The 26,959-nt window shown below is 64.6% G+C and carries 20 protein-coding genes and 2 tRNA genes; 14 read left to right on the top strand and 8 right to left on the bottom strand.

All coding sequences use genetic code 11. The features are described from left to right. Positions 1–12 precede the first annotated feature (12 nt). The 5 genes from ACWCIA_RS16640 (at position 13) to ACWCIA_RS16620 (ending at position 6,754) form a co-directional block, all read left to right on the top strand. Complete coding sequence (locus tag ACWCIA_RS16640) at positions 13–2,169, top strand: M3 family metallopeptidase (protein ID WP_454165039.1); 2,157 nt, start codon at positions 13–15, stop codon at positions 2,167–2,169. Between the two features lie 201 nt (positions 2,170–2,370). Next, positions 2,371–2,583, top strand: coding sequence for a VF530 family protein (locus ACWCIA_RS16635; protein ID WP_454165037.1), 213 nt, complete (start codon positions 2,371–2,373; stop codon positions 2,581–2,583). Positions 2,584–2,606: 23 nt separating this feature from the next. Continuing rightward, a complete protein-coding gene (locus tag ACWCIA_RS16630) occupies positions 2,607–2,891 on the top strand; it encodes a DUF4404 family protein (protein WP_454165035.1) in 285 nt (94 codons plus the stop codon). A 162-nt stretch (positions 2,892–3,053) separates the two neighbouring features. Continuing rightward, on the top strand, positions 3,054–5,288 hold the full coding sequence (locus ACWCIA_RS16625) for a YgiQ family radical SAM protein (RefSeq protein WP_454165090.1): 2,235 nt from the start codon (positions 3,054–3,056) through the stop codon (positions 5,286–5,288). Positions 5,289–5,599: 311 nt separating this feature from the next. Then, positions 5,600–6,754 (top strand): diguanylate cyclase, encoded by a 1,155-nt coding sequence (locus tag ACWCIA_RS16620; protein WP_454165033.1) that lies wholly within the window; start codon positions 5,600–5,602, stop codon positions 6,752–6,754. 107 nt (positions 6,755–6,861) lie between these two features. On the opposite strand, the gene ACWCIA_RS16615 is transcribed toward ACWCIA_RS16620, so the two are convergent. From ACWCIA_RS16615 to ACWCIA_RS16605, 3 genes are all read right to left on the bottom strand, one after another. Further along, the gene (locus ACWCIA_RS16615; protein WP_454165031.1) at positions 6,862–9,591 is read right to left on the bottom strand and encodes a hybrid sensor histidine kinase/response regulator; all 2,730 of its coding nucleotides are present in this window, start codon (positions 9,589–9,591) and stop codon (positions 6,862–6,864) included. A gap of 347 nt (positions 9,592–9,938) precedes the next feature. Further along, a tRNA-Asp gene (locus ACWCIA_RS16610) sits at positions 9,939–10,015 on the bottom strand. Between the two features lie 35 nt (positions 10,016–10,050). After that, positions 10,051–10,126: transfer RNA gene (locus ACWCIA_RS16605), tRNA-Val, on the bottom strand. 658 nt (positions 10,127–10,784) lie between these two features. Here ACWCIA_RS16605 and ACWCIA_RS16600 point away from each other — a divergent pair. From ACWCIA_RS16600 to ACWCIA_RS16590, 3 genes are all read left to right on the top strand, one after another. Then, positions 10,785–12,563 carry a S8 family peptidase gene (locus tag ACWCIA_RS16600; RefSeq protein ID WP_454165029.1) on the top strand — a complete coding sequence of 593 codons (1,779 nt, stop codon included), beginning with the start codon at positions 10,785–10,787 and terminating at the stop codon, positions 12,561–12,563. A gap of 158 nt (positions 12,564–12,721) precedes the next feature. Further along, positions 12,722–13,798 (top strand): DNA polymerase IV, encoded by a 1,077-nt coding sequence (dinB, locus tag ACWCIA_RS16595; protein ID WP_454165027.1) that lies wholly within the window; start codon positions 12,722–12,724, stop codon positions 13,796–13,798. Positions 13,799–13,885: 87 nt separating this feature from the next. Continuing rightward, positions 13,886–14,782 carry a recombination-associated protein RdgC gene (locus ACWCIA_RS16590; RefSeq protein WP_379743727.1) on the top strand — a complete coding sequence of 299 codons (897 nt, stop codon included), beginning with the start codon at positions 13,886–13,888 and terminating at the stop codon, positions 14,780–14,782. Positions 14,783–14,994: 212 nt separating this feature from the next. On the opposite strand, the gene ACWCIA_RS16585 is transcribed toward ACWCIA_RS16590, so the two are convergent. Then, complete coding sequence (locus ACWCIA_RS16585; RefSeq protein WP_454165025.1) at positions 14,995–16,596, bottom strand: catalase; 1,602 nt, start codon at positions 16,594–16,596, stop codon at positions 14,995–14,997. 103 nt (positions 16,597–16,699) lie between these two features. Continuing rightward, positions 16,700–17,185, bottom strand: a complete 486-nt coding sequence (locus ACWCIA_RS16580) for an asparaginase domain-containing protein (protein WP_454165023.1) — start codon at positions 17,183–17,185, stop codon at positions 16,700–16,702. Positions 17,186–17,324: 139 nt separating this feature from the next. Here ACWCIA_RS16580 and ACWCIA_RS16575 point away from each other — a divergent pair, with 139 nt between their 5' ends. Next, positions 17,325–18,080: an L-asparaginase gene (locus tag ACWCIA_RS16575; protein WP_454165021.1), complete on the top strand. Its 756-nt coding sequence runs from the start codon at positions 17,325–17,327 to the stop codon at positions 18,078–18,080. A gap of 158 nt (positions 18,081–18,238) precedes the next feature. Here ACWCIA_RS16575 and ACWCIA_RS16570 read toward each other — a convergent pair whose 3' ends face one another. Beyond that, complete coding sequence (locus tag ACWCIA_RS16570) at positions 18,239–19,228, bottom strand: D-2-hydroxyacid dehydrogenase family protein (RefSeq protein WP_454165019.1); 990 nt, start codon at positions 19,226–19,228, stop codon at positions 18,239–18,241. Between the two features lie 274 nt (positions 19,229–19,502). On the opposite strand from ACWCIA_RS16570, the gene ACWCIA_RS16565 reads away from it, so the two are divergent. The 4 genes from ACWCIA_RS16565 (at position 19,503) to ACWCIA_RS16550 (ending at position 24,995) form a co-directional block, all read left to right on the top strand. After that, entirely contained in the window at positions 19,503–21,368 is a 1,866-nt protein-coding gene (locus tag ACWCIA_RS16565) for a phosphoenolpyruvate carboxykinase (GTP) (protein ID WP_454165017.1), read from the top strand. 105 nt (positions 21,369–21,473) lie between these two features. Further along, the gene (locus tag ACWCIA_RS16560; protein WP_454165015.1) at positions 21,474–21,794 is read left to right on the top strand and encodes a CU044_2847 family protein; all 321 of its coding nucleotides are present in this window, start codon (positions 21,474–21,476) and stop codon (positions 21,792–21,794) included. A gap of 164 nt (positions 21,795–21,958) precedes the next feature. Then, a complete protein-coding gene (locus ACWCIA_RS16555) occupies positions 21,959–24,475 on the top strand; it encodes a CHAT domain-containing protein (RefSeq protein ID WP_454165013.1) in 2,517 nt (838 codons plus the stop codon). 16 nt (positions 24,476–24,491) lie between these two features. Next, entirely contained in the window at positions 24,492–24,995 is a 504-nt protein-coding gene (locus ACWCIA_RS16550) for a hypothetical protein (protein ID WP_454165011.1), read from the top strand. A gap of 15 nt (positions 24,996–25,010) precedes the next feature. Here the strand turns inward: ACWCIA_RS16550 and ACWCIA_RS16545 are convergent, their stop codons facing one another. Then, entirely contained in the window at positions 25,011–25,487 is a 477-nt protein-coding gene (locus ACWCIA_RS16545; protein WP_454165009.1) for a hypothetical protein, read from the bottom strand. Positions 25,488–25,506: 19 nt separating this feature from the next. Then, entirely contained in the window at positions 25,507–25,962 is a 456-nt protein-coding gene (locus ACWCIA_RS16540; RefSeq protein WP_454165007.1) for a DUF2214 family protein, read from the bottom strand. Between the two features lie 140 nt (positions 25,963–26,102). Between ACWCIA_RS16540 and ACWCIA_RS16535 the strand changes: the two genes are divergently transcribed. Then, positions 26,103–26,909 (top strand): lipid-binding SYLF domain-containing protein, encoded by an 807-nt coding sequence (locus ACWCIA_RS16535; protein WP_454165005.1) that lies wholly within the window; start codon positions 26,103–26,105, stop codon positions 26,907–26,909. The last annotated feature ends 50 nt before the right edge of the window (positions 26,910–26,959 follow it).

The raw sequence follows: 26,959 nt of genomic DNA, 5'->3' as shown, positions 1-26,959 counted from the left end.
TAAAGAGACATCATGAACCGCTCCCACATCCTGCTGGCCGCCGTCAGCCTTGCCGTCGCCAACATGGCCACCGCCCAAACCACCGCGCCTGCCGCGCCGGCCGCCCAGACCCAGCCGGCCACGGCCTTCGACGCCTCGAACCCGTTCGCCCAGCCGAGCACCCTGCAGTACGGCTACCCGGCCTGGGACAAGATCAGGAACGAGCACTTCGCCCCGGCCTTCGCCGAGGGCATGCGCCAGGAAGCGGCGGAGATCGACGCGATCGCCAACAACAAGGCGACGCCGACTTTTGATAACACCATCGTCGCCATGGAGCGCTCGGGCCAGATGCTCAACCGCGTGCAGGCCGTGTTCGGCACCCTGGCCGGTTCCTACACCAACGACACCCTGCAGGCGCTGCAGAAGGAACTGTCGCCGAAGCTGGCCGCGCACAACGACGCGATCCGCCTGAACCCGAAACTGTACGCGCGCATCAAGGCGCTGTACGACAAGCGCAGCAAGCTCAAGCTCGATGCCGAGTCGGCCTACCTGCTCGAGCGCTACCACACCGATTTCGTGCGCGCCGGCGCCAAGCTGTCCGCCGCCGACAAGGAAAAGCTCAAAAGCTACAACAGCCAGCTGGCTGCCCTGCAGACCGCATTTGCCCAGAACGTGCTGAAGGAAGCGAACGCCTCGGCGCTGGTCGTCGACACCCGCGCCGAGCTGGCCGGCATGTCGGACAAGCAGATCGACGCCGCCGCGCTCGAAGCGAAGAAGCGCGGCATGGACGGCAAGTTCGCCATCCCCGTCGTGAACACGACCCAGCAGGCCGGCCTGTCGGTGCTGACCAACCGCGCTACCCGGGAAAAGCTGCTGGCGGCCTCGCTGGCGCGCGGCTCGCGTGGCGGCGAGTTCGACAACAAGGATGAGGTACTGCAGATCGCCAAGCTGCGCGCCGAACGCGCCGTCCTGCTGGGCTACCCGAACTACGCTGCCTACAACCTGGAAGAGCAGACCGCGAAGAACACGAAAGCCGTCAACAGCCTGCTGGCCGAATTCGCCAAGCCGGCCGTGAACAACGCGAAGAAGGAAGCGCTCGAGATCCAGAAAGCGATCGATGCAGAGAAGGGCGGCTTCCAGGCCGCTGCCCACGACTGGGCCTTCTACAGCGACAAGGTGCGCGCCCAGCGCTACGCCTTCGACGCCGGCCAGCTGCGTCCGTATTTCGAGCTGAACCGCGTGCTGATCGACGGTGTCTTCTTCGCCGCCAACAAGGAATTCGGCCTCACCTTCAAGGAACGCAAGGACCTGCCGACCTATAACGAAGACGTGCGCGTCTTCGACGTGTTCGACGCCGACGGCTCGCAGCTGGCCATCTTTACCTTCGACCCCTATGCGCGCTCGAACAAGCGCGGCGGCGCCTGGGCCAATGCCTGGGTCCCGCAGAGCAAACTGCTGGGTACCAAGCCGGTCATCGCTAACAACCTGAACGTGGCCAAGCCGGCCGCGGGCGAACCGACCCTGCTCACCTACGACGAAGTACGCACCACCTTCCACGAGTTCGGCCACGCGCTGCACAGCATGTTCTCCGAGGTGAAATACCCGCGCCTGTCGCGCGTGCCGCGCGACTACGTCGAGTTCCCGTCGCAGGTCAACGAGATGTGGATGGCATGGCCGGAAGTGCTGGCGAACTATGCCAAGCACTACCAGACCGGCGCGCCGATGCCGAAGGAGCTGCTCGATAAAGTGCAGGCCTCGCAGCAGTTCAACGAAGGCTTCCGCACCACCGAGTACCTGGCCGCCTCACTGCTGGACCAGGCCTGGCACCAGCTGAGCCCATCGCAGATCCCGGCCGACGTGCTGGCCTTCGAGGCCGAGGCCTTGAAGAAGGCGGGCGTCGATTTTGCGCTGGTGCCGCCGCGCTACCGTACCACCTACTTCTCGCACACCTTCTCCGGCGGCTATTCGGCCGGCTACTACGGCTACCTGTGGGCCGAGAAGCTGGACGCGGACACCGTCAACTGGTTCAAGGAAAACGGCGGACTGACCCGCAAGAACGGCGACCACTTCCGCAAGACCCTGCTCTCGCGCGGCGGCACGCTCGACGCGATGCAGATGTACCGCAACTTCAGCGGCCGCAATGCGCAGGTGCAGCCGCTGCTGGAGCGCCGCGGGTTGACCGGGCAGTAAGCTGGTTCGTCGACGGTGCCGGTTTATTGGCGCCGTCACGGATGACCGGCAGTACGACCGCGTGGGCACAAGTGCCCACCCTACGAACGGCGACATATCGTAGGGTGGGCTCTTGAGCCCACGCGTTTTTTCGTGCCCCCACACCCCACCGCCACAGTGTATAAACTGCACGAATCCCATTCCCAAAACGACACCCCAGCGATGAGTGCTCAATCCCTCCACGGTATTACCTTAGAATCCCTGTTAACCCGCCTGGTCGAGCACTATGGCTGGGAAGGACTCGGCCGCCGGATCGACATCAACTGTTTCCAAAAAGACCCGAGCATCAAGTCGAGCCTGAAGTTTTTGCGCCGCACCCCCTGGGCGCGCGAGCAGGTCGAGCAGCTGTACCTCGACACCCGCTTCACCAACTAGCGACAGACCAAGAGAGATTCGACATGCTGAACGAAAACGATTCGAACCTGAAGGCGCACTTGAAAACCGTCCACCGCAGCCTGGCCGAAACGGACGAGGTCGACGAAGAGCTGCAAATGCTGCTGCGCCAGCTCGATGCCGACATCAAGCACGTGCTCGAACGCCGCGCCGAGGCCGACCTCGACGCCAACACCTATGGCCTCGGTTCGCGTACCCAGGAACTGAGCGCCCGTTTCGATTCGCGCCACCCGAACGTGTCGGCGGCGTTGCGTCAGCTTGGCAATATTCTCTCAAGCATGGGTATTTGAGCGGCTGCTCATCCACAAGTCATTGAAATGTAAGCAATTTCTCGGCCGGCAAGCAGCAGTCAATACCGTTTTCCGGTAAAATGCCGGCCAATGACCCCGACCAATCTCTTCGCGAGCGTTCCAAAACGCTCCAGCCGCGCAGCTGCCGCGCCCTTCCTCCCGATGACCCGCGCCGAAATGGATGCGCTGGGCTGGGATTCGTGCGACGTGATCCTCGTCACCGGCGACGCCTACATCGACCATCCGAGCTTCGGCATGGCCCTCGTCGGCCGCCTGCTGGAAGCGCAGGGCTACCGGGTCGGCATCATCAGCCAGCCCGACTGGCAGTCCGCGGAACCCTTCCGCGCGCTGGGGAAACCGAACCTGTACTGGGGCATCACCGCCGGCAACATGGATTCGATGGTGAATCGCTACACGGCCGACCGCAAGATCCGTTCCGACGACGCCTACACCCCGAACGCCGAGCCGAACAAGCGTCCGGACCGCGCGGTGACCGTCTACGCCCAGCGCGTGCGCGAAGCCTATCCGGGCGTGCCGGTCGTGATCGGCTCGATCGAAGCCTCGCTGCGCCGCATCGCCCACTACGATTACTGGTCGGACAAAGTGCGGCGCTCGGTGCTGTTCGAGTCGAAGGCGGATTTGCTGATCTTCGGTAACGCCGAACGCGCCTTGGTCGACGTCACGCGCCGCATCGCCGCCGGCGAAAACATCAAGGACATCCGCGACCTGCGCGGCACCGCCTTCCTGGTGCCGAACGGCTGGCTGCCCGACGCCGAATGGTCGGTCCACAATTCCACCCGCGTGGACGTGCCGGGCCGCATCGACACGCACCCGAACCCGTATGCGATGGCGCAGGAAGACGTCAAAGCCTGCGCCACGGAAAATGCGCAGCCGGAGCCGGTCGTCAAACCGGTCATCATCATGACGCGCGAACAGCGGCAAGCCGCCGCCCGCGAAAAAGCCATGAAAACCGTGGTGCGCCTGCCGAGTTTCGACACCGTCAGCGCAGACCCGGTGATGTACGCGCACGCCTCACGCGTGTTCCACCTGGAATCGAACCCGGGCAATGCACGCGCGCTGGTGCAGTCGCACGGCGACCGCGACGTGTGGCTGAACGCGCCGCCGCTGCCGCTGGCCATGGACGAGATGGACAACGTCTACGACCTGCCGTATGCGCGCGCGCCGCACCCGAGCTACGGCAAGGCCCATATCCCGGCCTGGGAAATGATCCGCTATTCGGTCAACATCATGCGCGGCTGCTTCGGCGGCTGCACCTTCTGCTCGATCACCGAGCACGAAGGGCGCATCATCCAGAGCCGCTCGGAACCGTCGATCCTGCGCGAGATCGAGCTGATCCGCGACACGACGAAGAATTTCGCCGGCACGATTACCGATCTCGGCGGCCCGACCGCGAACATGTACCGCCTCGCCTGCAAGGATAAAAGCATCGAGGAATCCTGCCGCCGCCTGTCCTGCGTGTACCCGACCATTTGCAGCAACCTGGGCACCGACCACAGCAAGCTGATCCAGCTGTACCGCAAGGCGCGCGCGATTCCCGGCGTCAAAAAAATCCTGATCGGCTCGGGCCTGCGCTACGACCTGGCCGTGCGCTCGCCCGAATACGTGAAGGAACTGGTGACCCACCACGTGGGCGGCCTGCTGAAAATCGCGCCGGAGCATACCGAGCAGGGCACGCTCTCAAAAATGATGAAGCCGGGCATCGGCGCCTACGACGAGTTCAAGCGCCTGTTCGAAAAATACTCGCTCGAGGCCGGCAAGAAGCAGTACCTGATCCCTTACTTCATCGCCGCGCACCCGGGCTCGACCGACGAGGACATGCTGAACCTGGCCCTCTGGCTGAAGAAGAACAATTTTAAACTCGACCAGGTGCAGACCTTCACGCCGACGCCGATGGCGATGGCGACGACCATGTACCACAGCCGCAAAAATCCTTTGAAAAAGGTGACCGAGGATTCGGAAGTCGTGGAAACGGCGCGCAGCGGCAAGATGCGCAAGGCCCATAAAGCCTTCCTGCGCTGGCACCATCCGGAAAACTGGCCGATCCTGCGCGAAACCCTGGTCAAGATGGGCCGTGGCGACCTGATCGGCAACGGCGAGCGCCACCTGGTGCCGGCCTGGCATCCGTCCGAGGGGAGCGCCCAGGAAGCGGGCGTGCGCGAAACCGGCGCGCGCACGGCGGGTGTGCGTGCGGCCAATGCACGGCCGGCCCCGGCGCCCGGCGGCGAGCGCAAGCGCCCGAGCAGCATGCCTGCGCCCAAGCAGATGCCGGCAATGGGGCGCAAGGCGGAGCGGGCGCCTGCGGCAGCCGTTGCCGCGGCCGCGCGTCCTTCGATTCTGTCGACGATCAAGAGCAAGCCGAAAGCAGGGCGCAAATAAGCAGGCGGCGGTCGCCGCCGCTTGAGCTTACGAACAGAAAAGCCGGGCCATGTCGCATGCATGGCCCGGCTTTTTTATATCCCTGTTGCATATGGACGACGTAACATTGTCGGCAAAACAAAGCCGTGTTGCGCATGGTGTCGAGTGTCCGTACTAAAAAAGACAATCGTGCAGCCCTGCCGCGGCAAAGCGTGTACTATAAGTTCTTTTGGGAAACACTCGTTAGCTGTTTGACATTAACACCACACCCTAGTTGATCGTCATGGAGCCGAGCGACATGCTCGGCGGCAGCCGCCCATAAGGAACACGCAGTGATCGAACTTCATATCTACATGCTGGCAGTCGGCATCGGCAACCTGTCGTTTGCCCTGCTGATGGCCGCCTACATGCACGGCACCACGTCCACGCCGGGCTTGCGCACCTGGATGTGGGCGCGCATGGCCTTCGGCGCCACCCAGCTGCTGGCCTGCGTGCGCCCCGACAGCGGCATGCCGGTGCTGGCGGTGCTCGAATCGGTGGGCTGGACCGCCGGCCTCACGCTCGAGGCGGCGGCCTACGTCACCTTTTTTGGCTATCCGCGGCTGCGCCGCTACCTGCTGCCCGTGGCCAGCCTCGGCCTGCTGCTGGCCTGCGCGGCACCGATGAGCGGCGTGGCCCACGCCCAGCTGATGGGCGTCGTTTCCAGCGTCATGGGCGTCGGCTCCTTCCTGGTAGGGGCCGTCCTGCTGCATCCGCGGCTGCCGGGGTCGACCGCGCTGCAGCGCCTGATCGGCGCCAACGACGTCGTCTTCGGCGGCGGGCTGGCGCTGTGGGGCTGCATCGCGCTGGCCGACGCCGTCCCGGCCGACTGGCTGCGCTCGCTGGCCTATATTGCCGGCTACATGCTCTTGATCGTGAACGGTTTCGGCTTCCTCCTGATGAGCAAGGAACGCGACGACGCGCGCATGGAGCGCCTCGCCACTACCGACGACCTCACGGGCCTGCTGAACCGCCGCGCCTTCTTCGAGCGGGCCGACGCGGCGCGCATGCTGGCCCTGCGCCAGCACCAGCCGATCGCGCTCCTGATGCTCGACATCGACCATTTTAAGCAGATCAACGACCGCTTCGGCCACGCCACCGGCGACGAGGCCTTGCTGAAATTTTCCCTGACCTGCGGCGAGGTCCTGCGCGAGCACGACATCCTGGGGCGCATGGGCGGCGAGGAATTCGCGCTGGCGCTGCCCGGCACCGACCTGGCGGGCGCCGTGCACGCGGCCGAGCGCCTGCGCCAGGCCGTGATGGACACCCTCTTGCTCACCTGCGGCAACCAGTACACGATGACGGTCAGTATCGGCGTCGTCGCGATCGAGCCCGGCGAAGACCTGCCCTCGGCCCTGGCGCGCGCCGACCATGCGCTGTACCAGGCCAAGCATGCGGGGCGCAACCGGGTCGAGATGGGGATGTCGCAGACGCGACGCCGCGCATGACGAGGCTGTAGGGTGTGAGGGGGGGCGCCTAGCCTCCTGACTCCACGCGTTTTGCACAGTCCGCAACCCTGCACTGCTTGGACCAAATGGAGCTGCTTAACTAGCCTCTACACCCCGTCAGCCGGCACCAAATTCGCAATCAACTCCTGCACCGCCTGCAACTGAGCCGGCTTGGTCAAATGGTGATCGAACCCCGCCTCCGAAGAACGCAGGCGGTCGCTTTCCGTTCCCCATCCTGTCAACGCCACCAGCAGCATGTCTTCCAGCCCGGGAATGCGGCGCAGGGCGCTGGCGGTCTCATAACCGTTCAGGCCGGGCATGCCGATGTCGAGGAAGGCCACCTGCGGCAGGAATGCCCTGGCGGCCTCCAGCGCCGCGATGCCGTCGTGGGCGACCCGGGTCGCGTGGCCGCTGACCTCGAGGATCATCGACAGGGTCATGGCCGCGTCCACATTGTCGTCCACCACCAGCACGCGGATGCCCCCGGGCTGGCCTGCGGCGGCGTCCTCCTGCTGGCCGGCCCCGGCCTCGCGCGGGCTGGCTTCGGCCAGCGGCAACCGCACCTCGAAGGTGCTGCCGCGGCCGGCGCCGGCGCTGGCCGCCGTGACCGAGCCGCCGTGCATCTCGACCAGGCGGCGCACCAGCGACAGCCCGATGCCCAGGCCGCCCTGGGCGCGTTCGAGGTGGTGGTCGACCTGCTGGAACATGTCGAATACCCTGCCCAGGGAATCGGCCGGGATGCCGACCCCGTTGTCGGTCACCACGATCACGGCCATGCCCTCGTCCGCGCGCAGCGACAGGTCGATCCGCCCGCCGGCGGGCGTGTACTTGGCCGCGTTGTTGAGCAGGTTGGCCACGACCTGGGCGATGCGGGTCACGTCGCCGTCGACCATCAGCGCCTCCTCGGGCAGCGCGATGTCGAGGCGATGGCGGCCGGCTTCGACCAGGGGCATGCTGGTTTCCACGGCGCTGGCGAGCACCCGTTTCAGGTCGGCCCGTTCGCGCTTGAGTTCGAGCTTGCCGCCGCTGATGCGCGCCACGTCGAGCAGGTCGTCGATCAGGTGCACCATGTGGCCGACCTGGCGCTCCATCATTTCACGCACCTTCAGCACGGCGTTCGGATTGTCGCCGGCCAGGCGCATGATGCCCAGGCCGCTGCGGATCGGCGCCAGCGGGTTGCGCAGCTCGTGCGCGAGGGTCGCCAGGAACTCGGTCTTGCGGCGGTCGGCCTCGGACAGGTCGGCCGCCAGCCGGCGCAGCTGCTCCTCCGAACGGCGGCGCGCCGTGATGTCGGAAAACAGCAGGGCCACCTTGTTGCTGCCGGGGCCGCCGATGGGGGTGGCGTAGACGTCGAACCAGCGTCCCATGGCCGCCGCTTCGCTCTCGAAGCGCACCGCCTCGCCGCTGAGCGCCACCCGGCCATAGGTGTCGAACCAGAAGCGGTCGAGGCCAGGGGCCACTTCCCTGGCCGTCTTGCCCTGGGCGTCCACCAGGCCCGTGTGGCGCTCGAACATCGCGTTCATCTCGAGGAAGCGGTAATCGAGGGCGGTTCCTGCCTCGTCGAAGATCATCTCGAGGATGGCGAAGCCCTGGTCCATCGATTCGAACAGGGTGCGGTAGCGCTCTTCGCTGGCGCGCAGCCTTTCCGCGGCCTGCTGGCTTTCGGTCGTGTCGAGCACGATCGCTACCAGGCCCTGGTACTCGCCCGCCGGACTGCGCAGCGCGTTGACGCTGCTGGTGGCCGGCACGAAGCTGCCGTCCTTGTGCAGGTAATGCTTGTCGATGACGAAGCCGGGCCCGCCCTGGACCAGGCTGGCGACCCGGCTCATGGTGGCGGCGACCGAATCGGGCGCCGTGACGTCGACGATGCTCATGCCGATCAGCTCGGCCTCGGTACGTCCCAGCATGTCGCAATACTTCTGGTTGACGAGGGTGATGTTGCTATGTGCATCCATCTCGACCACGCCGGTCGCCGCTTGGCCGACCAGCTTCGCGAAGCGTTCCCGACTCTCGGACAGGCGTAGCTCGGCGCGCTTGCGCTCGGTCTGGTCGACGCCGTGCACCAGCACGCCGGTGATGGCGCCGTCCGCATCGCGCAAGGCGGTGAACACCAGGTCGACGAAGCGTTCCTCGAGCGGCATATCCAGCGCGCGCTGCAGCATGACCGGCATGTCGTTGCCGGTGAACGGGGCGCCGGTCTGGTAGACCGCGTCCAGCAGTTCGAAGAAGCCCTGGCCGTCGATTTCCGGCAACGCCTGGCGCACCGGCTGGCCGACCAGGTCGCGCTTGCCCACCAGTTGCAGGTAACGCTCGTTGATCAGCTCGAAGACATGGTCAGGGCCGTTGTACACGCACATGAAGGCGGGCGTATGGTGGAAGATGTCGGTCATGCGCGCATTGGCCGCCTGCACTTCCCTGAGCAGGCGTTCGCGCTCGGTTTCGGCCTCCACCTCGGCGGTGATGTCGCGCGATACCGCCAGCAGGTTCTGGACCTGGCCTGTGCCGTCGTGCACCGCGCTGACGACGATTTCCCACCAGCGCGGCGTGCCCTTCGCGGTGGGGCAATACGCTTTCATGTGCCCGGTGCCGCCCGCACTGGCCAGCGCCATCGCGGCATCGATCCCGGCCTGGCTTTCCTGCGGCCAGAACGACTTCCACACGGCGCCCTGAAAAAGGCTGAAGTCGTCGATCTCCATCGCGCACATGCCGTTCCGGTTCATCGCCAGCACCTTGCCTTCGCTGCTAAGCAATTTCACACAATCGGGGCTGCTTTCGAACAGTTGCAGGCCAAGGGCGTTGGTATCGATGACGGACAGGAGGGCGTGCTTTTGCTGCATGGGACGAGGGTTCCAGTAAGGTCTGCCGGATAGGGCGGCTGGCAGGGCGGATGAGCCGGCACGCGAGCTTACGCGATTTTCGAAGAAGGCGGCGCTACGCGGGCTGTGCCGGCCGTCTTTGCAACGCGATGAAGAAATTGAAGCGGAAACGAAAAAAGGGCCCGACGAATCGGACCCTTTTTTCTTGATGCTGGCGGAGCGGACGGGGCTCGCCCACGTCCCGCGGGCCGCGGATTCCCTTGCAGGGGAATCCCTTCTCGCCCCAATCCGCATTCCCCACTGGGGGAATGCTCTTTATCGCTAAACGAAAAAAGGGCCCGACGAATCGGACCCTTTTTTCTTGATGCTGGCGGAGCGGACGGGGCTCGAACCCGCGACCCCCGGCGTGACAGGCCGGTATTCTAACCAACTGAACTACCGCTCCGTTTTTACTGATCGGTTCTTCGACTGAACTGAATCTGGTGGGCGCTGAGAGGCTCGAACTCCCGACCTAATCCTTGTAAGGGATCCGCTCTACCAACTGAGCTAAGCGCCCCGCTCTTTGTATCCAGTTCGTCTGACGTTTGTCATCACGTCCGAAGAGGCCCGAATCATAGCGTATGGCTTCGCGAATGTGCAAGGGTTTTCCAGAAAAAATATGCGAAAGACGTTTTTGAGGTCCGGCGCGGGCCAGGACGAGGCGCAGCGTCCGAGCCCGCGCCTGGTTTTCAGGCACGTGCACTCGTCGTCCGCTACTTGCCATCCGCATCACCATTTGAGCAAAGGCAATATTGATTTATGTCAAGGTCTTGCGCAAAAAATGCGCAATTTAGGCAGTGACTTCCGATCACAAGGCAATGACAAAACTTAATTAATCCTTAGGAAGGGTCAGTAAATGACCTGTTTTTATGCAAATAACATATTTGAATCTCTTGCCTTATGCACAAGTAATGATTGTTGTGATGCAGGTAAGGAATTCACGCCGAACGTTATTTGGCGTACATACGAACTTTGCAAATAAACGATTTTTTTGTTAATTCAGCCGTCGAAAGCGTTGCGAAAACGCCTCATTCGATTCGAAATTCCCGACATGCATGATTACTCCGCAGTACATTTTCCAAGCCGCCACGAGAGGGCACATCGGCACACGAGGCCGGTGTTTATAAAACAAGGCAACCGCCTTGACGGAAAACTACATAACAAAGGGCTTACAAATGAAGTCGATCCATTCGATTCACCCGAGTTTGTTGAAAATCGCAGCTGCTGTTTCCATCGCCACCGTCTCGCTGGGCGCGCAAGCAGGCGCTCCCATCCTTGAGACCGACCGCCTGATCGTGAAGTACAAGGATTCGGGCTCGGCTGTCTTCAAGGGCCAGGGCGCCGTGCCGGCCATGACCGCCGCACGCCAGGCCGTCGCCGAGCGCGCAGGCCAGCAGTTCGGCATGAGCCTGAAGGCACTGCGCACGACCGCCACCGGCGCGCACGTGATGAAAATCGACCGCAAGGTCTCCGTCAAGGAAGCCGAGGCGCTGGCCGCCGAACTGATGGCACGCGACGCTTCCGTCGAGTACGCCGAGCCGGACCGCATCCTGCGCAAGATGGCGACCCCGACCGACCCGATGTACACCCAGCAGTGGCACTACTACGAAACCACCGGCGGCCTGCGCCTGCCGGCAGCCTGGGACAGCTCGACCGGCACCGGCGTTCGCGTCGCCGTGATCGACACCGGCATCCGTCCGCACGCCGACCTGAGCGGCCAGATCCTGGCTGGCTATGACTTCATTTCGGACGCGACGATCGGCAACGACGGCAATGGCCGCGACAGCGATGCGTCGGATCCGGGCGACTGGACCCTCGCCAACGAATGCGCCGCCGGCGAGCCGGCATCGAGCTCGAGCTGGCACGGCACCCACGTGGCCGGCACCATCGCCGCCGCCACCAACAACGGCACCGGCGTGGCCGGCGTTGCCTACGGCGCCAAGATCGTGCCGGTGCGCGTGCTCGGCAAGTGCGGCGGCTACACCTCGGACATCGCCGACGCAATCGTCTGGTCCTCGGGCGGCGCCGTCACCGGCGTGACGAACATCGCAGCCCGTGCGCAAGTGATCAACATGTCGCTCGGCGGCGGCGGCGCCTGCGGCACCACCACCCAGAACGCGATCAACAGCGCCCGTTCGCGCGGCACCGTCGTCATCGTCGCGGCCGGTAACGAGAACATGAACGCCAGCAACTCGAATCCGGCCAACTGCGCCGGCGTCGTGACCGTGGCGGCAACCAACCGCAACGGTGCCCGCGCTCCGTACTCGAACTATGGCACCGTGGTCGACGTCGCTGCTCCAGGCGGCGATGCCAACGGCTACATCATCTCGACCCTGAACGCCGGTACCCAGTCGCCAGGCGCGGACAACTATGCCGGCTACCAGGGCACCTCGATGGCGACCCCGCACGTCGCCGGCGTGGCCGCGCTGATGCTGGCCAAGAACAGCGCGCTGACCCCGGACCAGATCGAGTCCAAGCTCAAGAGCACCGCACGGCCGTTCCCGGGCACCTGCACCAGCTGCGGCACCGGTATCGTCGACGCGGCAGCCGCGGTGGCTTCGGCGACCACGACCACGCCAACGGCGCCGACCATCAACGAGACCGAGTCGAACAACACGATCTCGTCGGCGAACGCCATCAGCACCAGCGGCACCACGGTCAACGGCACCATGGCCACCACCACCGACACCGACTACTTCGTGGTCCAACTGCCGGCCGGTAAGACCCTGACCTCGACGCTGACCATGGGCCTGTCGACCGCCGACTACGACCTGTATGTCTACAACAGCTCGGGTACGCAACTGGCCACGAGCCAGAACGGCGCCGGCGCGACCGACACCGCTTCGGTGACGAACACCGGCACCACCACCGTTGCACGTTATGTGCGCGTGCGCTACTACAGCGGCGGCACCGGTTCGACCAGCGGCAAGTACACGCTCAAGATGAGCTGGTAATGGCTGCAGGGAAGTAAAGTACTAGAAGTGAAGTGAAACGACGCGCGGCTTGCCGCGCGTCTTTTTTTGCCGGTGCAGGGATGCTTGCGTCTTGCAACAAACCCCGATTGACGAGATACTGTACAGAATTACAGTAGTCGGCCCCGGCCGCCGCCAGAGTGAACGTCCCCGCACGTAAAATTATCCATTGCGATTGCGACTGCTTCTATGCGTCGGTCGAGATGCGCGACGATCCGTCCCTGCGCGGGCGCCCGCTCGCCGTCGGCGGCCGTCCCGACCAGCGCGGCGTGGTGGCGACCTGCAATTACGAGGCGCGCCGCTACGGCATCCACTCGGCAATGGCTACGGCCCAGGCCATGAAACTGTGCCCGGAGCTGCTGGTCATTCCGCCGCAGATGGAAAAGTATCGGATTGCCTCGCGCCAGATCATGGAGATCTACAGCGACTACACGGACCTGGTCGAACCCCTGTCGCTCGACGAAGCCTATCTCGACGTTTCCAATTCGCCCCACTGCAAGGGCAGCGCCACCCTGATCGCCCAGGAAATCCGGCGCCGCATTTTCGAGACCGTCGGCATCACGGCCTCGGCCGGCGTGGCGCCGAATAAATTCGTCGCCAAGATCGCCAGCGACTGGAACAAGCCCGACGGGCTGTTCCTCGTGCGCCCGGAAGAGGTCGACGCCTTCGTGTCGGCGCTGCCCGTGAAAAAGCTGCACGGGGTCGGCAAGGTGACGGCGGCCAAGCTCAATAAACTGGGCGCGCAAACCTGCGCGGACTTGCGCAGTTGGACGATGCAGGAGCTGCAGCACCACTTCGGCAGTTTCGGGGCGCGCCTGCACGACCTGTGCCGCGGGATCGACTACCGCGAGGTCAGCCCCGAGCGCGAGCGCAAGTCGATCAGCACCGAGGAAACGTACACGCCGGACGTGCCCGACCTGGCCGCCTGCCTGGCGCTGTTGCCTGAGCTGGTCGAACACCTGCTCGGCCGCATCAAGCGCAACGCTGCCGAAAAATTCATCAATAAATTGTTCGTCAAAATCAAATTCTCCGACTTCCAGCAGACCACGGTCGAGTGCGTGGGCTTTTCGCCACACATGCCGACCTTCGCCCGGCTGATGGAAATCGGCTGGCAACGCGCCAGCCGCCCGGTGCGCCTCTTGGGCGTGGGCGTGCGGCTGGGCGACACCGAAAACGTCGAGCAGCTCAGCCTGTTTGACGAACGCACAACACATTAAAAAAGCGTCTGTTGCCGGTTGAAAATTGCCGCGCATCAGCGTGTAGAATGTCGTTCCCCTGAAATACTGAGACAACAGAAAGCAACTATGTGGTTCAAGAATCTTCAGATTTACCGCCTGCCCGCACCATGGGCCTTCACCCCTGAGCAGATGGAAGAGGCGCTGGCGCCGCTGGCCTTCACCCCGGCCAACAGCAACGAACTGCTGCGCCAGGGCTGGGATACGCCGCGCCCGAACGGCGGCCTCGTTCACGTCGTCAACAAGCAGATGCTGATGATGCTGGGCACCGAAAAGAAGCTCCTGCCGGGCTCGGTGATCAACCAGGTGGCCAAGGCCAAGGCGGCCGAGCTGGAAGAGCAGCAGGGCTTCCCGCCAGGCAAAAAGGCGATGAAAGAACTGAAGGAACGCGTGGCCGACGAACTGCTGCCGCGCGCATTCACGATCCGCAGCAACACCTGGACCTGGATCGACCCGGTCAACGGCTGGCTGGTAGTCGATGCCGCCAGCCCGGCGAAAGCCGACGACGTCGTGAAACTGCTGCTCAAGGCCGTCGACCGCATGCCGCTCGAGTCGCTGCGCGTGCAGCGCTCGCCTGTCGCCGTGATGACCGGCTGGCTCGAATCGGATGAGGCGCCGTACAACTTCACGATCGACCAGGACACGGAATTGCGCGCCACCGGCGAAAGCCGCGCCGCCGTGCGTTACGTGAAACACTCGCTGGATCCGGAAGACATCCGCCGCCACATCGCCGCAGGTAAGCAGTGCACCCGCCTGGCCATGACCTGGAACAGCCGCATCAGTTTCGTGCTGACCGAATCGCTGGCGATCAAGGGCGTCAAGCCGCTCGACGTCATCAACGAGGGCGGCGCCGTCACCCACAGCGACGACGAGCGTTTTGACAACGACATGATGCTGATGACCGGCGAGCTGGCGAAGATGCTGGCCGACGTGGTCGACGCGCTGGGTGGGGAAGCGAAGGCGTAACAGCCGGCGTTCGCTGGACGGGCGATCGGCTGCAACGTATGCCGGAGGGACGTAGGGTGGGCAGGTTTCCTGCCCACGCGTTCAACCAGTCCATGCACATAAGCGATTCGATTAGCACCCGTTCGTTGAACGCGTGGACGGCAGAGCCGTCCACCCTACGCGTAACGATAAACGGACCCTCTCGGGTCCGTTTTGCTTTTCAATTCAAGGATTTACTTCGCGCCCGCCACCTCGTCGCTGGTCGCCGGCTCCTCGCTCCTGCCATCCGTATAGGTCGGTCCCTGGCGGTTCTCATGCGGCGCCGGCTTGCCTTCCAGCGGCGGCAGAGCCTTGGCCTTTTCCAGGTCGATGCCGGCAACTTCCGCCACGCGGCGGCCGTAGTCCTCGTCGCAATGCCACAGGTGCCACACCATGCGCAGCTGGATCGGTTCCGGGCACTGCTTCAGATCGCCGCCGACGTTGCTCACCAGCTCGTCGCGTTCCCAGTCCTCGAAGGTGCGATAGCGGTCGCCTGCCTGCTTGTAGTCGCTGCGCGTGTTCGTGGTCTGGTAGCGGCCGAGGTGGCCCTCGACATATTGGTGGTAGTCGCGCTCCGGCTTGGGCGCCTCGCGGGTGCCGCCGATCAGGCTCGGCTCGTAGTTGATGTGCCTGTTTTCTCCGCTGTCGTCGACGTAATACGCCATCTGGCCGTCGCGCTGGTTGGTGCGGGCGCGTGCTTTTTCTTGCGGGGCATTGATCGGCAGTTGCAGGTAGTTCGGCCCGACGCGGTAGCGCTGGGTGTCGGAGTAGGACAGGGTGCGGCCCTGCAGCATCTTGTCGTCCGAAAAATCGATGCCGTCGACCAGCACGCCGGTGCCGAAGGCCGATTGCTCGGTTTCCGCGAACACATTGTCCGGGTTTTTATCGAGCACCATGCGGCCTGCGGGCAGCAGCGGAAACTGGTCTTCCGGCCAGCGCTTGGTGTCGTCCAGCGGGTCGAAGTCGAGCTCGGGATGCTCGCCGTCGGCCATGATCTGGATGCAGAACTCCCACTCCGGATAATCGCCGCGCTCGATCGCGTCATACAAATCGCGGGTGGCGTGGCTGGTGTCGTGGGCCTGGATTTCGGCGGCCTGCCTGGCTGTCAGGTTGCGCACGCCCTGGCGCGGCTCCCAGTGGAAACGCACCAGGTGGGCCACGCCCTGGTCGTTGACGAGCTTATAGGTGTTGACGCCCGAGCCTTCCATTTCGCGGTAGTTGGCCGGGATGCCCCACGGGCTCTTTACCCAGGTCACCATGTGCAGCGCTTCCGGGGAATTCGCGACGAAGTCGTAGAAGCGCCACGGCTCCTGCTGGTTGGTCACCGGGTCGGGTTTGAAGGCGTGGATCATGTCCGGGAATTTAATGGCGTCGCGGATGAAGAACACCTTCAGATTGTTGCCGACCAGGTCCCAGTTGCCGTCGACGGTTTTCAGCTTGACGGCGAAGCCGCGCGGGTCGCGCGCCGTTTCCGGCGAGTCCTTGCCGCCGATGACGGTCGAGAAACGCACGAACACGGGCGTCTGCACGCCGGTCTCGTTGAGCACGCGGGCGCGCGTGTACTTGCCGGCAGGCTCGTCGCCGATGGTGCCGTAGGCTTCGAAATAACCGTGGGCGCCGGTGCCGCGCGCGTGCACGACGCGCTCGGGAATCCGCTCGCGGTCGAAGTGGGTGATCTTTTCGATAAACTGGTAGTTCTCGAGGGTCGCCGGACCGCGCTCACCGACGGAACGCAGCGACTGGTTGTCGCGCACGGGATGGCCCTGGCGCGTAGTCAGGATGGGACGGTCTGACATGGGGAACTCTCCTCTCTGTTCACGGGAGAGAAAAGTATAGAAAGTTTGTCGACAGGGCAGCGCTCTGCTGCCCTGCGGAACTTTTATTTGATTCTTTTGCGGTTCAAAGAGGCTGGAAGACGCCGGCGGCGCGGTTCTTCGTCACGTTATCCCATGCAAAGACCTGGCCGTTCATGGCCACGTAGACGCCGGCCGGCAGGGTCTGCGCCACGCCGCAGGCGAAGCCGAGGTTGAACAGGGCGTCCGAGTTGGCGATCTCGTAAGGGATCATGGCGCCGGTCAGCACGACCGTCTTGCCGAGCGCGGCGGCGCCGAGGACGGCGGCCGTTTGCGGCATGGTGTCGGTGCCGTGGACGATGACGATCGCCTTCTCGCTGGCAGCCTGGCAGGCCTCGAGCACGCGCTGGCGGTCGGCGTCCTGCATGTCGAGCGAGTCGAGCAGGGGCAGCAGTTGCAGCTCGACGGGGATCGTCAGGCGGGCGCGGCTGATTACGGCCGGCAAATGGCTTTCGGCAAAGCCGAGGACGCCGGTCAGCTCGTTATAGTGTTTGTCGAAGGTGCCGCCGGTGGCGATGAGTCGCAGGGTCATGTCGGTTTATACACGCAATAAAAAAAGGTGGGTAATGATAGCCGCAATCGGTAGTGTATCCATATGTGACTGCGCTAGAATCAAACGGATCGGATGAGTAGACTGATCTTTTCTCAGGGCATTGCCCCATCGAATTCCCATGAAAGCCGTAGCTCCAGGAACCGTTATTTTCCACCGCCATCGCGGGTATGGCGTGATCACCCACGTCAACCTGCTGACCGGCTGGGTCTCCGCCCGCTTCGGCAACGAGGCGCGCACCCTCGACCTCAACCTGTCGACCGACGAGGTGCAGCACGCCGATGGCGAGCCCATCCTCTTCCGGCGCACGCCGCCCGACCGCATGCCGCACGCGCGCCTGATGGCCGTGGTGCGCGCGCTGCACCAGGCGGGCTACCAGAAGCTGTACCTGTATTCGTGGCCGAAGCCGTCCGGACTGCACTGGCGCTGGCACCTGTTCACCGGCCAGCGCAACTGGATGCAGCGCTCCTGGCGCGAGGGCTGGTATGGCTCGGGCGCCGAGTACAACAACAATCCCGTCATGGGGTGGGGAGATCTGCCGGGCGCCACGACCGAGGAGCTGATCCACGCGCTGGCGAAGTTCGACCCGCAGGGTCTGGCCCAGGCCCTCGGCCGCGACGAGGACCACACGGCCTGGTTCGCCGAGGTCTGCGATGTGCTGTTGCCGGGTTACATGTACAGCCTCAACACCGAGCGCCCGGCCGACGGCCGCCTGATCGAGGCGCCGCCCGTGCCCGTGGTGCCGGTGCGCGCCGGCCTAGCGCCCTACGCCGGCCCGGCCATCGGCTGGCCGCCGGGCTGGGCCGGCATGTGGACGAAGTCGCATGCGATGCCGGTGCGGCGCATTAATTTGACCGGCGAGCCGGAGCTGCGCTAGCGGTCGTGCTCGACCGTAGGGTGGACGGCTCCGCCGTCCACGCGTTCAACCATCGTATTCGCGGTCCCGACATACGCCTTACCGATCAAGCGTCCGTTGAACGCGTGGACGGCGTCATGGCCGCGAACGATCACGCATTTGGGGTATAGCCGTCCACCCTACGTCCCTAGGGCTTCGGGATTCAAAATATTCGTCGGCTTCCCCGCCGCGAAATTCACGACGTTCTCGAATGCCGTCCTGAAATACATCTCGTAACTGTCCTGCTCCACATACCCCAGGTGCGGCGTCGCCAGCACCGTCGGGATGCGCAGCAACGGGGCATCGGCCGGCAGCGGCTCGTCCGTGAAGACGTCGAGCGCCGCCATCCCCGGCCGTCCGGCGTGCAGCGCCGCTTCCAGCGCCCCCGCTTCGACCAGTTCCGCGCGGCTGGTATTCACGAACAGGGCATCGGGCTTCATGCGCGCCAGGTCGGCGGCGGTGACGATGCCGCGCGTCGCGTCCGCCAGCCGCAGGTGCAGGCTCAGCACGTCCGCTTCCGCAAACAGGGCCTCGCGCGAGGCCGCGGTGTGATGGCCGTCGGCCAACGCCGCCTGCCGGCTCGCTTCGCTGCCCCAGACCAGCACCCGCATCCCGAACACGCGGCCGTACCCGGCCAGCAGCTTGCCGATCTTGCCGTAGCCCCAGATCGCCAGCGTCCGTCCGTGCAGCACCCGTCCCAGGCCGTTCAGCTGGACGTTGGTGGAGGCCGTCTGCCACAGCCCGTCCTTTAAATTGTTCGCGTAGGGCAGGAGCTTGCGGCTGGCCGCCATGATCAGGGCCCAGGTCAGCTCGGCCGGTGCGACCGGTGAACCCGTTCCCTCGGCAATGGCGATGCCGCGCGCGGTGGCGGCTGCCACGTCGACATGTCCGCTCACCTTGCCCGTCTGCGCAATCAGCTTCAGGTTCGGCAGTTTATTGAGCAGCGCGGCCGGGAAGCTTGTCCTCTCGCGGATCAGGACCAGGGCCTCGTAGGGCGCCAGGCGGATCGCCAGCTGGCCGAGGCCGCGCGTGGAATTGTTGAACACTTTGACCTCGTGACCGTCCAATATTTTGTAACAGTCGAGGGCGGGGGCGGCGTTCTGGTAGTCGTCGAGAATGGCAATTTTCATCGAAGTTAAACGAAGTTATTGATGAGCACGTAAAAGAATAACGGGTTCCCGGGGAATCGAAGTAGCCCACTACTTTAGTCAACTATATTTCCTACATTTTTCGGCCTGAAGCGCTTGAATCGCGGTTTGTGAGGTGTACAATCGCCCGAATATTGAGGGTTTGACACCACCGAAGTGTATATCAGACCCTGTTGCATTCGTTCCATGGCGCCTCGTCAGCGAGGCCGTCGACATGCCGGGACAGACAGAATTCTTAATTGGCATTGGAGGTACCATGAACCAGCCCGTGATGGGCGGCGTCGCCGCACTGAACGTTCCCGCTTATATCAAGCACCAAAAGCTCATCAACTGGGTTGCGGACATCGCCGCCCTGACCAAGCCCGACGCGATCTACTGGTGCGACGGCTCGGAAGAAGAGTATGACCGCCTGTGCGCCTTGATGGTCGAGGCCGGCACGATGAAGCGCCTGAATCCCGAGAAGCGCCCGAATTCCTACCTCGCCCAGTCCGATCCGTCGGACGTGGCGCGCGTCGAAGACCGCACCTACATCTGCTCGGCCACCAAGGAACAGGCCGGCCCGACGAACAACTGGATGGACCCGGCCGAGATGCGCACGACGCTGAACGGCCTGTTCGACGGCTGCATGGCCGGCCGCACCATGTACGTGGTGCCGTTCTCGATGGGCCCGCTGGGCTCGCCGATCGCCCACATCGGCGTCGAGCTGTCCGATTCGCCTTATGTCGCCGTCAACATGCGCATCATGACGCGCATGGGCAAGGCCGTCTACGACGTGCTGGGCGAGCAGGGCGAGTTCGTACCTTGCGTGCACAGCGTCGGCATGCCGCTGCAGCCGGGCCAGCAGGACGTGCGCTGGCCGTGCAACAGCACCAAGTACATCGTCCACTATCCGGAAACCCGCGAGATCTGGTCCTTCGGTTCGGGCTACGGCGGCAACGCGCTGCTGGGCAAGAAGTGCTTCGCACTGCGCATCGCCTCGAACATGGGCTACCAGGAAGCGCAGCAGGGCGGCACCGGCTGGCTGGCCGAACACATGCTGATCCTGGGCGTCGAATCGCCGGAAGGCAAGAAGCAATATGTCGCTGCAGCCTTCCCTTCGGCCTGCGGCAAGACCAACTTCGCCATGCTGATCCCGCCGGATTCCTTCAACGGCTGGAAAGTCACCACCATCGGCGACGACATCGCCTGGATCAAGCCGGGCGCCGACGGCAAGCTGTACGCGATCAACCCGGAAGCGGGCTACTTCGGCGTGGCCCCGGGCACCAACGACAAGACCAACTCGAACTGCATGTCCTCGCTGCGCGAGAACGTCATCTTCACCAACGTCGCGCTGACCGACGACGGCGATGTCTGGTGGGAAGGCATGACGAAAGAAGCGCCTGCGCACCTGATCGACTGGCAGGGTAAAGACTGGACCCCGGCGTCCGGCACCAAGGCTGCCCACCCGAACGCGCGCTTCACCGTCGCCGCGACCCAGAACCCGGTGATCGACCCGGCCTGGGACGATCCGGCCGGCGTGCCGATCTCGGCCTTCATCTTCGGCGGCCGCCGCTCGACCACCGTGCCGCTGGTGACCGAAGCGAACAACTGGGTCGAGGGCGTGTACATGGCCGCGACCATGGGTTCGGAAACGACCGCCGCCGCCGCCGGCCAGATGGGCGTCGTGCGCCGCGATCCGTTCGCGATGCTGCCGTTCATCGGCTACAACATGAGCGACTACTTCCAGCACTGGCTCGATCTCGGCAAGAAAGTCGAAGCGAAGAACGCGGCTGCGCTGCCGAAGATCTTCTGCGTCAACTGGTTCCGTACGGATGAGCAGGGCAACTTCGTGTGGCCGGGCTACGGCGACAACATGCGCGTGCTGAAGTGGATCCTGGAGCGTGCCGAAGGCCAGACCGGCGGTGCCCAGCACCTGTTCGGCACCTCGCCGAACTACGGCGACCTGAACTGGGAAGGCATCGAGTTCACCGAACAGCAGTTCCAGCAGATCACCTCGATCGACCAGGATGCATGGCGCGAAGAACTGAAGCTGCACACGGAGCTGTTCGAGAAGCTGTCTTACCACCTGCCGCAAGAGCTGGTGGCGACCAAGCAAAAGCTCGAGCAGCAGCTGGCGCAGTAAGCACTGAGGTTTCTGAGGAGGAAGCGGTCGCAATAAGCAACCGTTGAAGCAGGAAAGGGATAGGCAGCCGCCTATCCCTTTTTTCATTTGGGATGGAAAATTTCCATGAACAAGCTTATCGAGTTCAATGTGCCCGGCGGTGGCACGGTGGTCGTCGAATCCCAGGAGGCCGCCACGGGCAGCGTCATGCGCGGCGGCGGTCTTGCCCCCTTCACGGAAAAAGTCGGCCAGTCGCTTGGGGACGCGCTGTCGGTCATCCGCCCGGTGGCCGAAGCGGCGCTGACTGCCTGCGGCGACCTGGCGGCCTTGCCGGACACGGTCGAAGTCGAATTCGGCGTGAGCTTCGATGTCCGGATCGGCGCGGTGATTGCAGCCAGCAGCACCAACGCCACCCTGGCGATCAAGATGGTCTGGAAACCGAAATAAGGACAAGCAGGAACGCTGCCTGCCGTCCTGAACAGTCCCCTGGGAGGGGGCTGTTCACCATGCGCTCGCCAAACGCACCTTCCCCGCGTGCCGCTGTCTAAACCCATATTGCCTTCCTTCGAACCGACGCATGGCGCGCTTTCCCGGATCACATTGGCATTGCGATGATTTATCAGAACTTCGATCTGGAAATTATTTGTCCGCACGGAGGTGACCGGCTGTGCGCGCGCGTGCTCGAATCGCCCCAGGGCGACTGTCCCTTCATCGACATCAAGTGGCCCTTCGACGCCGACGCGGAAAACGAACTGCTCGGGGAAATCTATGGCGGACTCAGGCAGCGTCGCGTCCGTTCCGGCAAGGCCGGCACGATCGAGGACTTTGGCGGCAAGCTGTTCGAGGCGGTGTTTTCCGGCGATATCGAACACCTGTTCCGCTCCTCGCTCGACGCGTCTTTCCGTGAAGGCAAGGGGCTGCGCATCCGCCTGCGGTTGCCTGAAGACAGCGAACTGCACATGCGGCCCTGGGAGTTTTTATTTGACACCGAAGGCAGGGAATTCCTGGCCGTCAGGGAGCACACGCCCCTGGTTCGTTACCTGCCGGTCGCGCAGCCGATTCCGCCGATCACGGTCGAGGGACCCTTGCGGGTACTGGTCGCCCTGTCCTCGCCCACGGACCACCCCAGGCTCGACATCGCGCGCGAGTGGGAAATCCTATGCCACGCGCTCGAACCCTCGATCACCGCCGGCCAGCTGGAACTGCGGCGCGTGCCGGGCCGCTGCACCTTCGACAACCTGCGAGATTCGCTGCGGCATTACGGCGCCCATATTTTTCACTTCGTCGGGCACGGCATTCCCGGGGCGCTGATACTCGAGCAGGAGTCGGGCAAGGGCCTGGAGATGGAGGCGACCCACCTGCGCTCGGCCTTTCCCAGCGGGGCCCTGCCGCGGCTGATCGTATTGAATGCCTGTTCCGGCGCCATCACCCAGGATGTGCCGTTCTCGGGGCTGGCGCAGGGATTCCTGCGCCAGGGGGTGCCTGCCGTGGTGGCGATGCAGGCGTCGATCACGGACGACGCCGCCATGATTTTTACGCGCTATTTTTACCGCGACCTGGTCGAGATCGGCGCGGTCGACGCCTCACTCACCGAAGCCCGGCTGCGCATGCAGGGGAACGGCCATCCCATCGAATGGGGCACGCCCGTCCTCTACATGCGCGCGCTCAGCGGCCAGCTGTTTCAACCGTCCGCGCACCGTGGGGCGAACCCGCCGACGATGCCCGCGGCGGTGCCTCCTCCGATGCCTGCCCAGGTTGTTGCTCCGGTCTCTGCTCCAATCCCGGCTCCGGTCTCTGCCGCAACCCCTGCAGCGATCCCCGAGGAGCGGAAACGCCCAAGGGACACCGCGGCGAGGACGAGCACGTCCCGCGTCGAACCGGGTGCCGAGCGCAAGAAAATCAAGGAGGTGGTCCAGTCGAAGCAGGACGCGTCGCCGCTGCCGCCGGAAGCGCCCCCGGCCGACAAGAAAAAGCCGAGGACGGTGCGGGCGAGGGACACCACGCTCAGGCCGGGACCGGGCCGCGATGCACAGGCTGTCGGATCGCAGGCCGAGCCGAAGGACCTTACCGCGCCGCTGAACCCGGAACCGGAAGGGAGCGCGCAGGACCGCACGGAAAAGATTCCGCCGAAGGAAGCAGCGCCGCCCGTCACGCCGCCGCCGGCCGGGCAAGCCACCGTCTGGAAAGTCGCGCCCGAACAGCCCGCGCCGCCGGTGAAGCCGGCAGCGAAGCCGGCCGCGCCGGCAGGGGAGGCCGACCAGCCTGCGCCGCCAGTGAAACCGGCAGCAAAGCCGGCCGCGCCGGCAGTGGAGGCCGAACAGCCTGCGCCGCCAGTCAGGCCGGAACCGCCGCCCGCACCAGCCATCGCCCCGGCGGTCCAGGCGGACAAGCCTGCGCCTCCCAAACCGGCGCCAAAGCCGGTCGACCAGGCGAGCTCGCCAAAGGCCGCGCCGAAGAAGCAGGCCCCACCGCCCAAGCTGGAGCCGATCCTGAAGGAGTCCGGGCCCCCGCCGAAGGTCCAGCCGAAAGGCGTCGTGCCGACATTTTCCCTGGAGCCGGAAACCAGGGAGCAAAGCGTTCCGGCAACCGGCGGCAATGCGGCGCCTTCCAGGCCGGCGCCCGGCAAGATGCCGGCCGTGGCGCCGCGCACCAAACAGTTCTTCATGTACGGATCGGCCGCTGGCGTGCTGGCCGTGGTGCTGGCCCTTGCGATCGGCGTCGATCGGTTCATCCCAGGGGGAAGCACGCCGCCGGCGCCGGCGCCGGCCGTTACGGTGCCGCCTCCATCGGCGCCGCCAGCCGGGCCGGCCGCTCCGCAAGACGCCATACCAAACGCCGGACCAAACGCCGCACCAAACACCATCCCGGCCGCGCCATCGGGAGTAGCCGGCACGCCCGCTATAGCCGAGCCGGACAGCAGCGCTGCGCAGGTCGTGTCCAAGGCTGGCGAGCAGGCGGCGCAAGGCCGGGATGGGCCTGCAAAAGCGGCGACCGCCGGCAAGACCAGGGCGCCTGCTCATGCACGCAAGACTCCGCCCGCTACCAGGCCGGCTGCCGCAGCGTCCAACAATTGCAACAATCCCGTGGTCAGCGAACGCAGTGCGAACTGTCTGTTCGGTAAACAATAACAAGGGGAGGTGGCCAATGAAGTCGCGCATCACGACCGGCCTGCTGGCCTGTGTCCTGGCAGGATGGGCACCAGGCGCCGCTGCGCAAGGCGATTGCAGAGAGAGGATCGACACGATCGGCAAGATCGGGGACATCCAGGCCGCCCTGAATTGCCTGGAAGCGCAGGTGACCGCCGAGGCCGAGCGGTCGCGGCAGATTGCGGAAAACTACAAGAAGGTCATGCTCCAGCAAATGCTCGCGCAGTTCGAGCTCGTGACCACGAATGTGCGCCACGTGTCCCTCAAGGAATCGACCCATGGCACCTGGAAGCAGATTCCCGATTCCGCGAATGCGAACGCCTGCTTCCTCTCCTCGGTGCGCCTGCCGCCGCAGGGCCTGTGCCAGGTCACTTACCAGGGCACGCTCGAACGCTGGTCGTATAACGTCAGCGATCCCGCGTCCGCCGGATTCACTTGCACGGCGACTTGCGTCTGGATGGACCTGCGCCTGAAGGCGCAAGGGGCCCAGCAGCAGCCATGAACGGCAGGGCAGGGCTTATTCCGGGCCCGTCACTTCGCGCCGGGCGCCCGTAAACCCGTCGAACAGCCGGCGGTGACGGACGTAGGACATCGCATTGTCGCGCGTGTAATACCCCTCCACCCATTCGAGCAGGAAGGCCAGCTTGCTTTGCTGGGCTTCCATCGACGCGTACTTGTGCGGCTCCCAGGGGCGGCGGCGGTTGTTCTGGAGGCAAGTCTCGAGACCGGGATTCATGAACACCAGCTCGCTGCAGTGGGGGAGCGCCGCTTCCACCAGGTCGGCATAGCAGCCCTCTGCCACCCAGCGCTCGTGGCGGTCCACGAAGGCCAGCAGGTCGGCCTGCACCTGTTCCGGCGCGCGCGGGACCGCAATCTGCCCCGGCTCCCAGACGATCGTGTCGAGGTCGAGATGGACCAGCCCGTGCTGCGCGGCCAGCGCCCGGGCGCGCCAGGATTTGCCGGATCCGGAATTGCCGATGATGAGTAAGCGCATGGGTTGTTGTCCGTTCCTTTCAGTGGTAGCCGATGCCCCGCGCCATGGCCGCGGCGAAAATCGGGATCAGCGCAAAGACGTGGATCTCGACCAGCAGCAGCCGGCGCAGCCCGCCGATTTCCTGCAGCGGGGGCACGAAGGCGGCATCGGCCTTCAGCTTCTTTTGCCAGGCCGCGATGCGCAGGGTCGGGCGTATCGAGACCAGGCCGACCACGGCGAAGGCGGCCATCTTGGCCCAGAACGCGTGGTTGTGCAAATAAAAATCCGGCCCCTTGGCGCCGTACCAGACGCGTATGAAACCTGCGGCGAGGATGCCCAGCGCCAGCATGCCGTAGGCCGCGTCGAAGCGCCCCAGCAGCCGCACGGTCTGCGGCGACATGGCGGCCGGCCGCATCAGCGCGAGCTCGGCCGCCAGCACGGCCGCAATGCCGAACACGAGCAGGTGGTGGACGATGGCGAGCGCAAGGTCGGTCATGCCGGGATCCCTGAACGATGAGGTGCGAGGACTGTAGCATGGCGATGCTGCCCGTTGTCAAACTGGCGCTCCCCGGTCGGCCTCTGGATTAGGCTTTTCGAGCCCATTACCTGATGGAGGAACAAGCCATGAATGCGACCATGAAGCAGCTTTTTGCGACTTCGCTTGCCGTACTGCTGGCCGGAACGGCCGGGATTGCCGGTGCACAGGTCGGCGCGGCGAAAGAGGCCGGCACACCGGGCACGGCGCGCCAGGCGAAGGAAATGAAGAAAGGGATCGAGCACGTCAGCAAGGCGGTCGAGGTGGTGCAGCAGATGCAGGCGAATCCCGAGATGCGGACCTTGTTGCAGCGTTCGAAAGGGGTATTCGTCGTGCCCGATTACGGCAACGCGGCCCTGGGGATCGGCGCGCGCGGCGGCGCGGGCGTGCTGCTGGTACGCCAGGGCGACAGCTGGAGCAATCCGGCCTTCTACAACTATGGCGGCGTCAGCATCGGACCGCAGGCCGGCGCGGAAGCAGGCGCTATTGCCTTCGTGCTGAATGACCAGAAGGCACTCAACAGCTTCATGCAGAACAACAAATTTTCCCTGAACGCCGATGCCGGCCTGACGCTGGTGGACTGGTCGAAAAAAGGGGCGGGCGCTGCCGGCTGGGGCAACATCACGGCCTGGGCCGACACCGAAGGCCTGTTCGGGGGCGCGGCCCTTGCCGTGGCCGACGTCGATTACGACGAAGACGAAACCTCGGCCTATTACCGGCGCCAGGTGGCTGCACGCGATGTCCTGAGCGGGAAGGTGTCCAATCCCCAGGCCGCCACCCTGCGCCAGGCCCTGGCCAATGCTGCCAGCGGCAAGGGCGCGGCGAGCATGGGCGCCAGCGGAACGCGCGGCACGACTTCGTCGGGCAAGGAGGCGAACAAGGAAACCAATCCCGAGCGCACCCGTTAGTTGACGTAGGGGTGGAGGAGGCCAGTGGCCTCCTCCACGGCTTCACCGGA

Source organism: Massilia sp. SYSU DXS3249 (assembly GCF_053668055.1).
The sequence above is the reverse complement of the archived record's forward strand: the minus strand, read 5'-3'. Positions and strand labels throughout refer to the sequence as shown.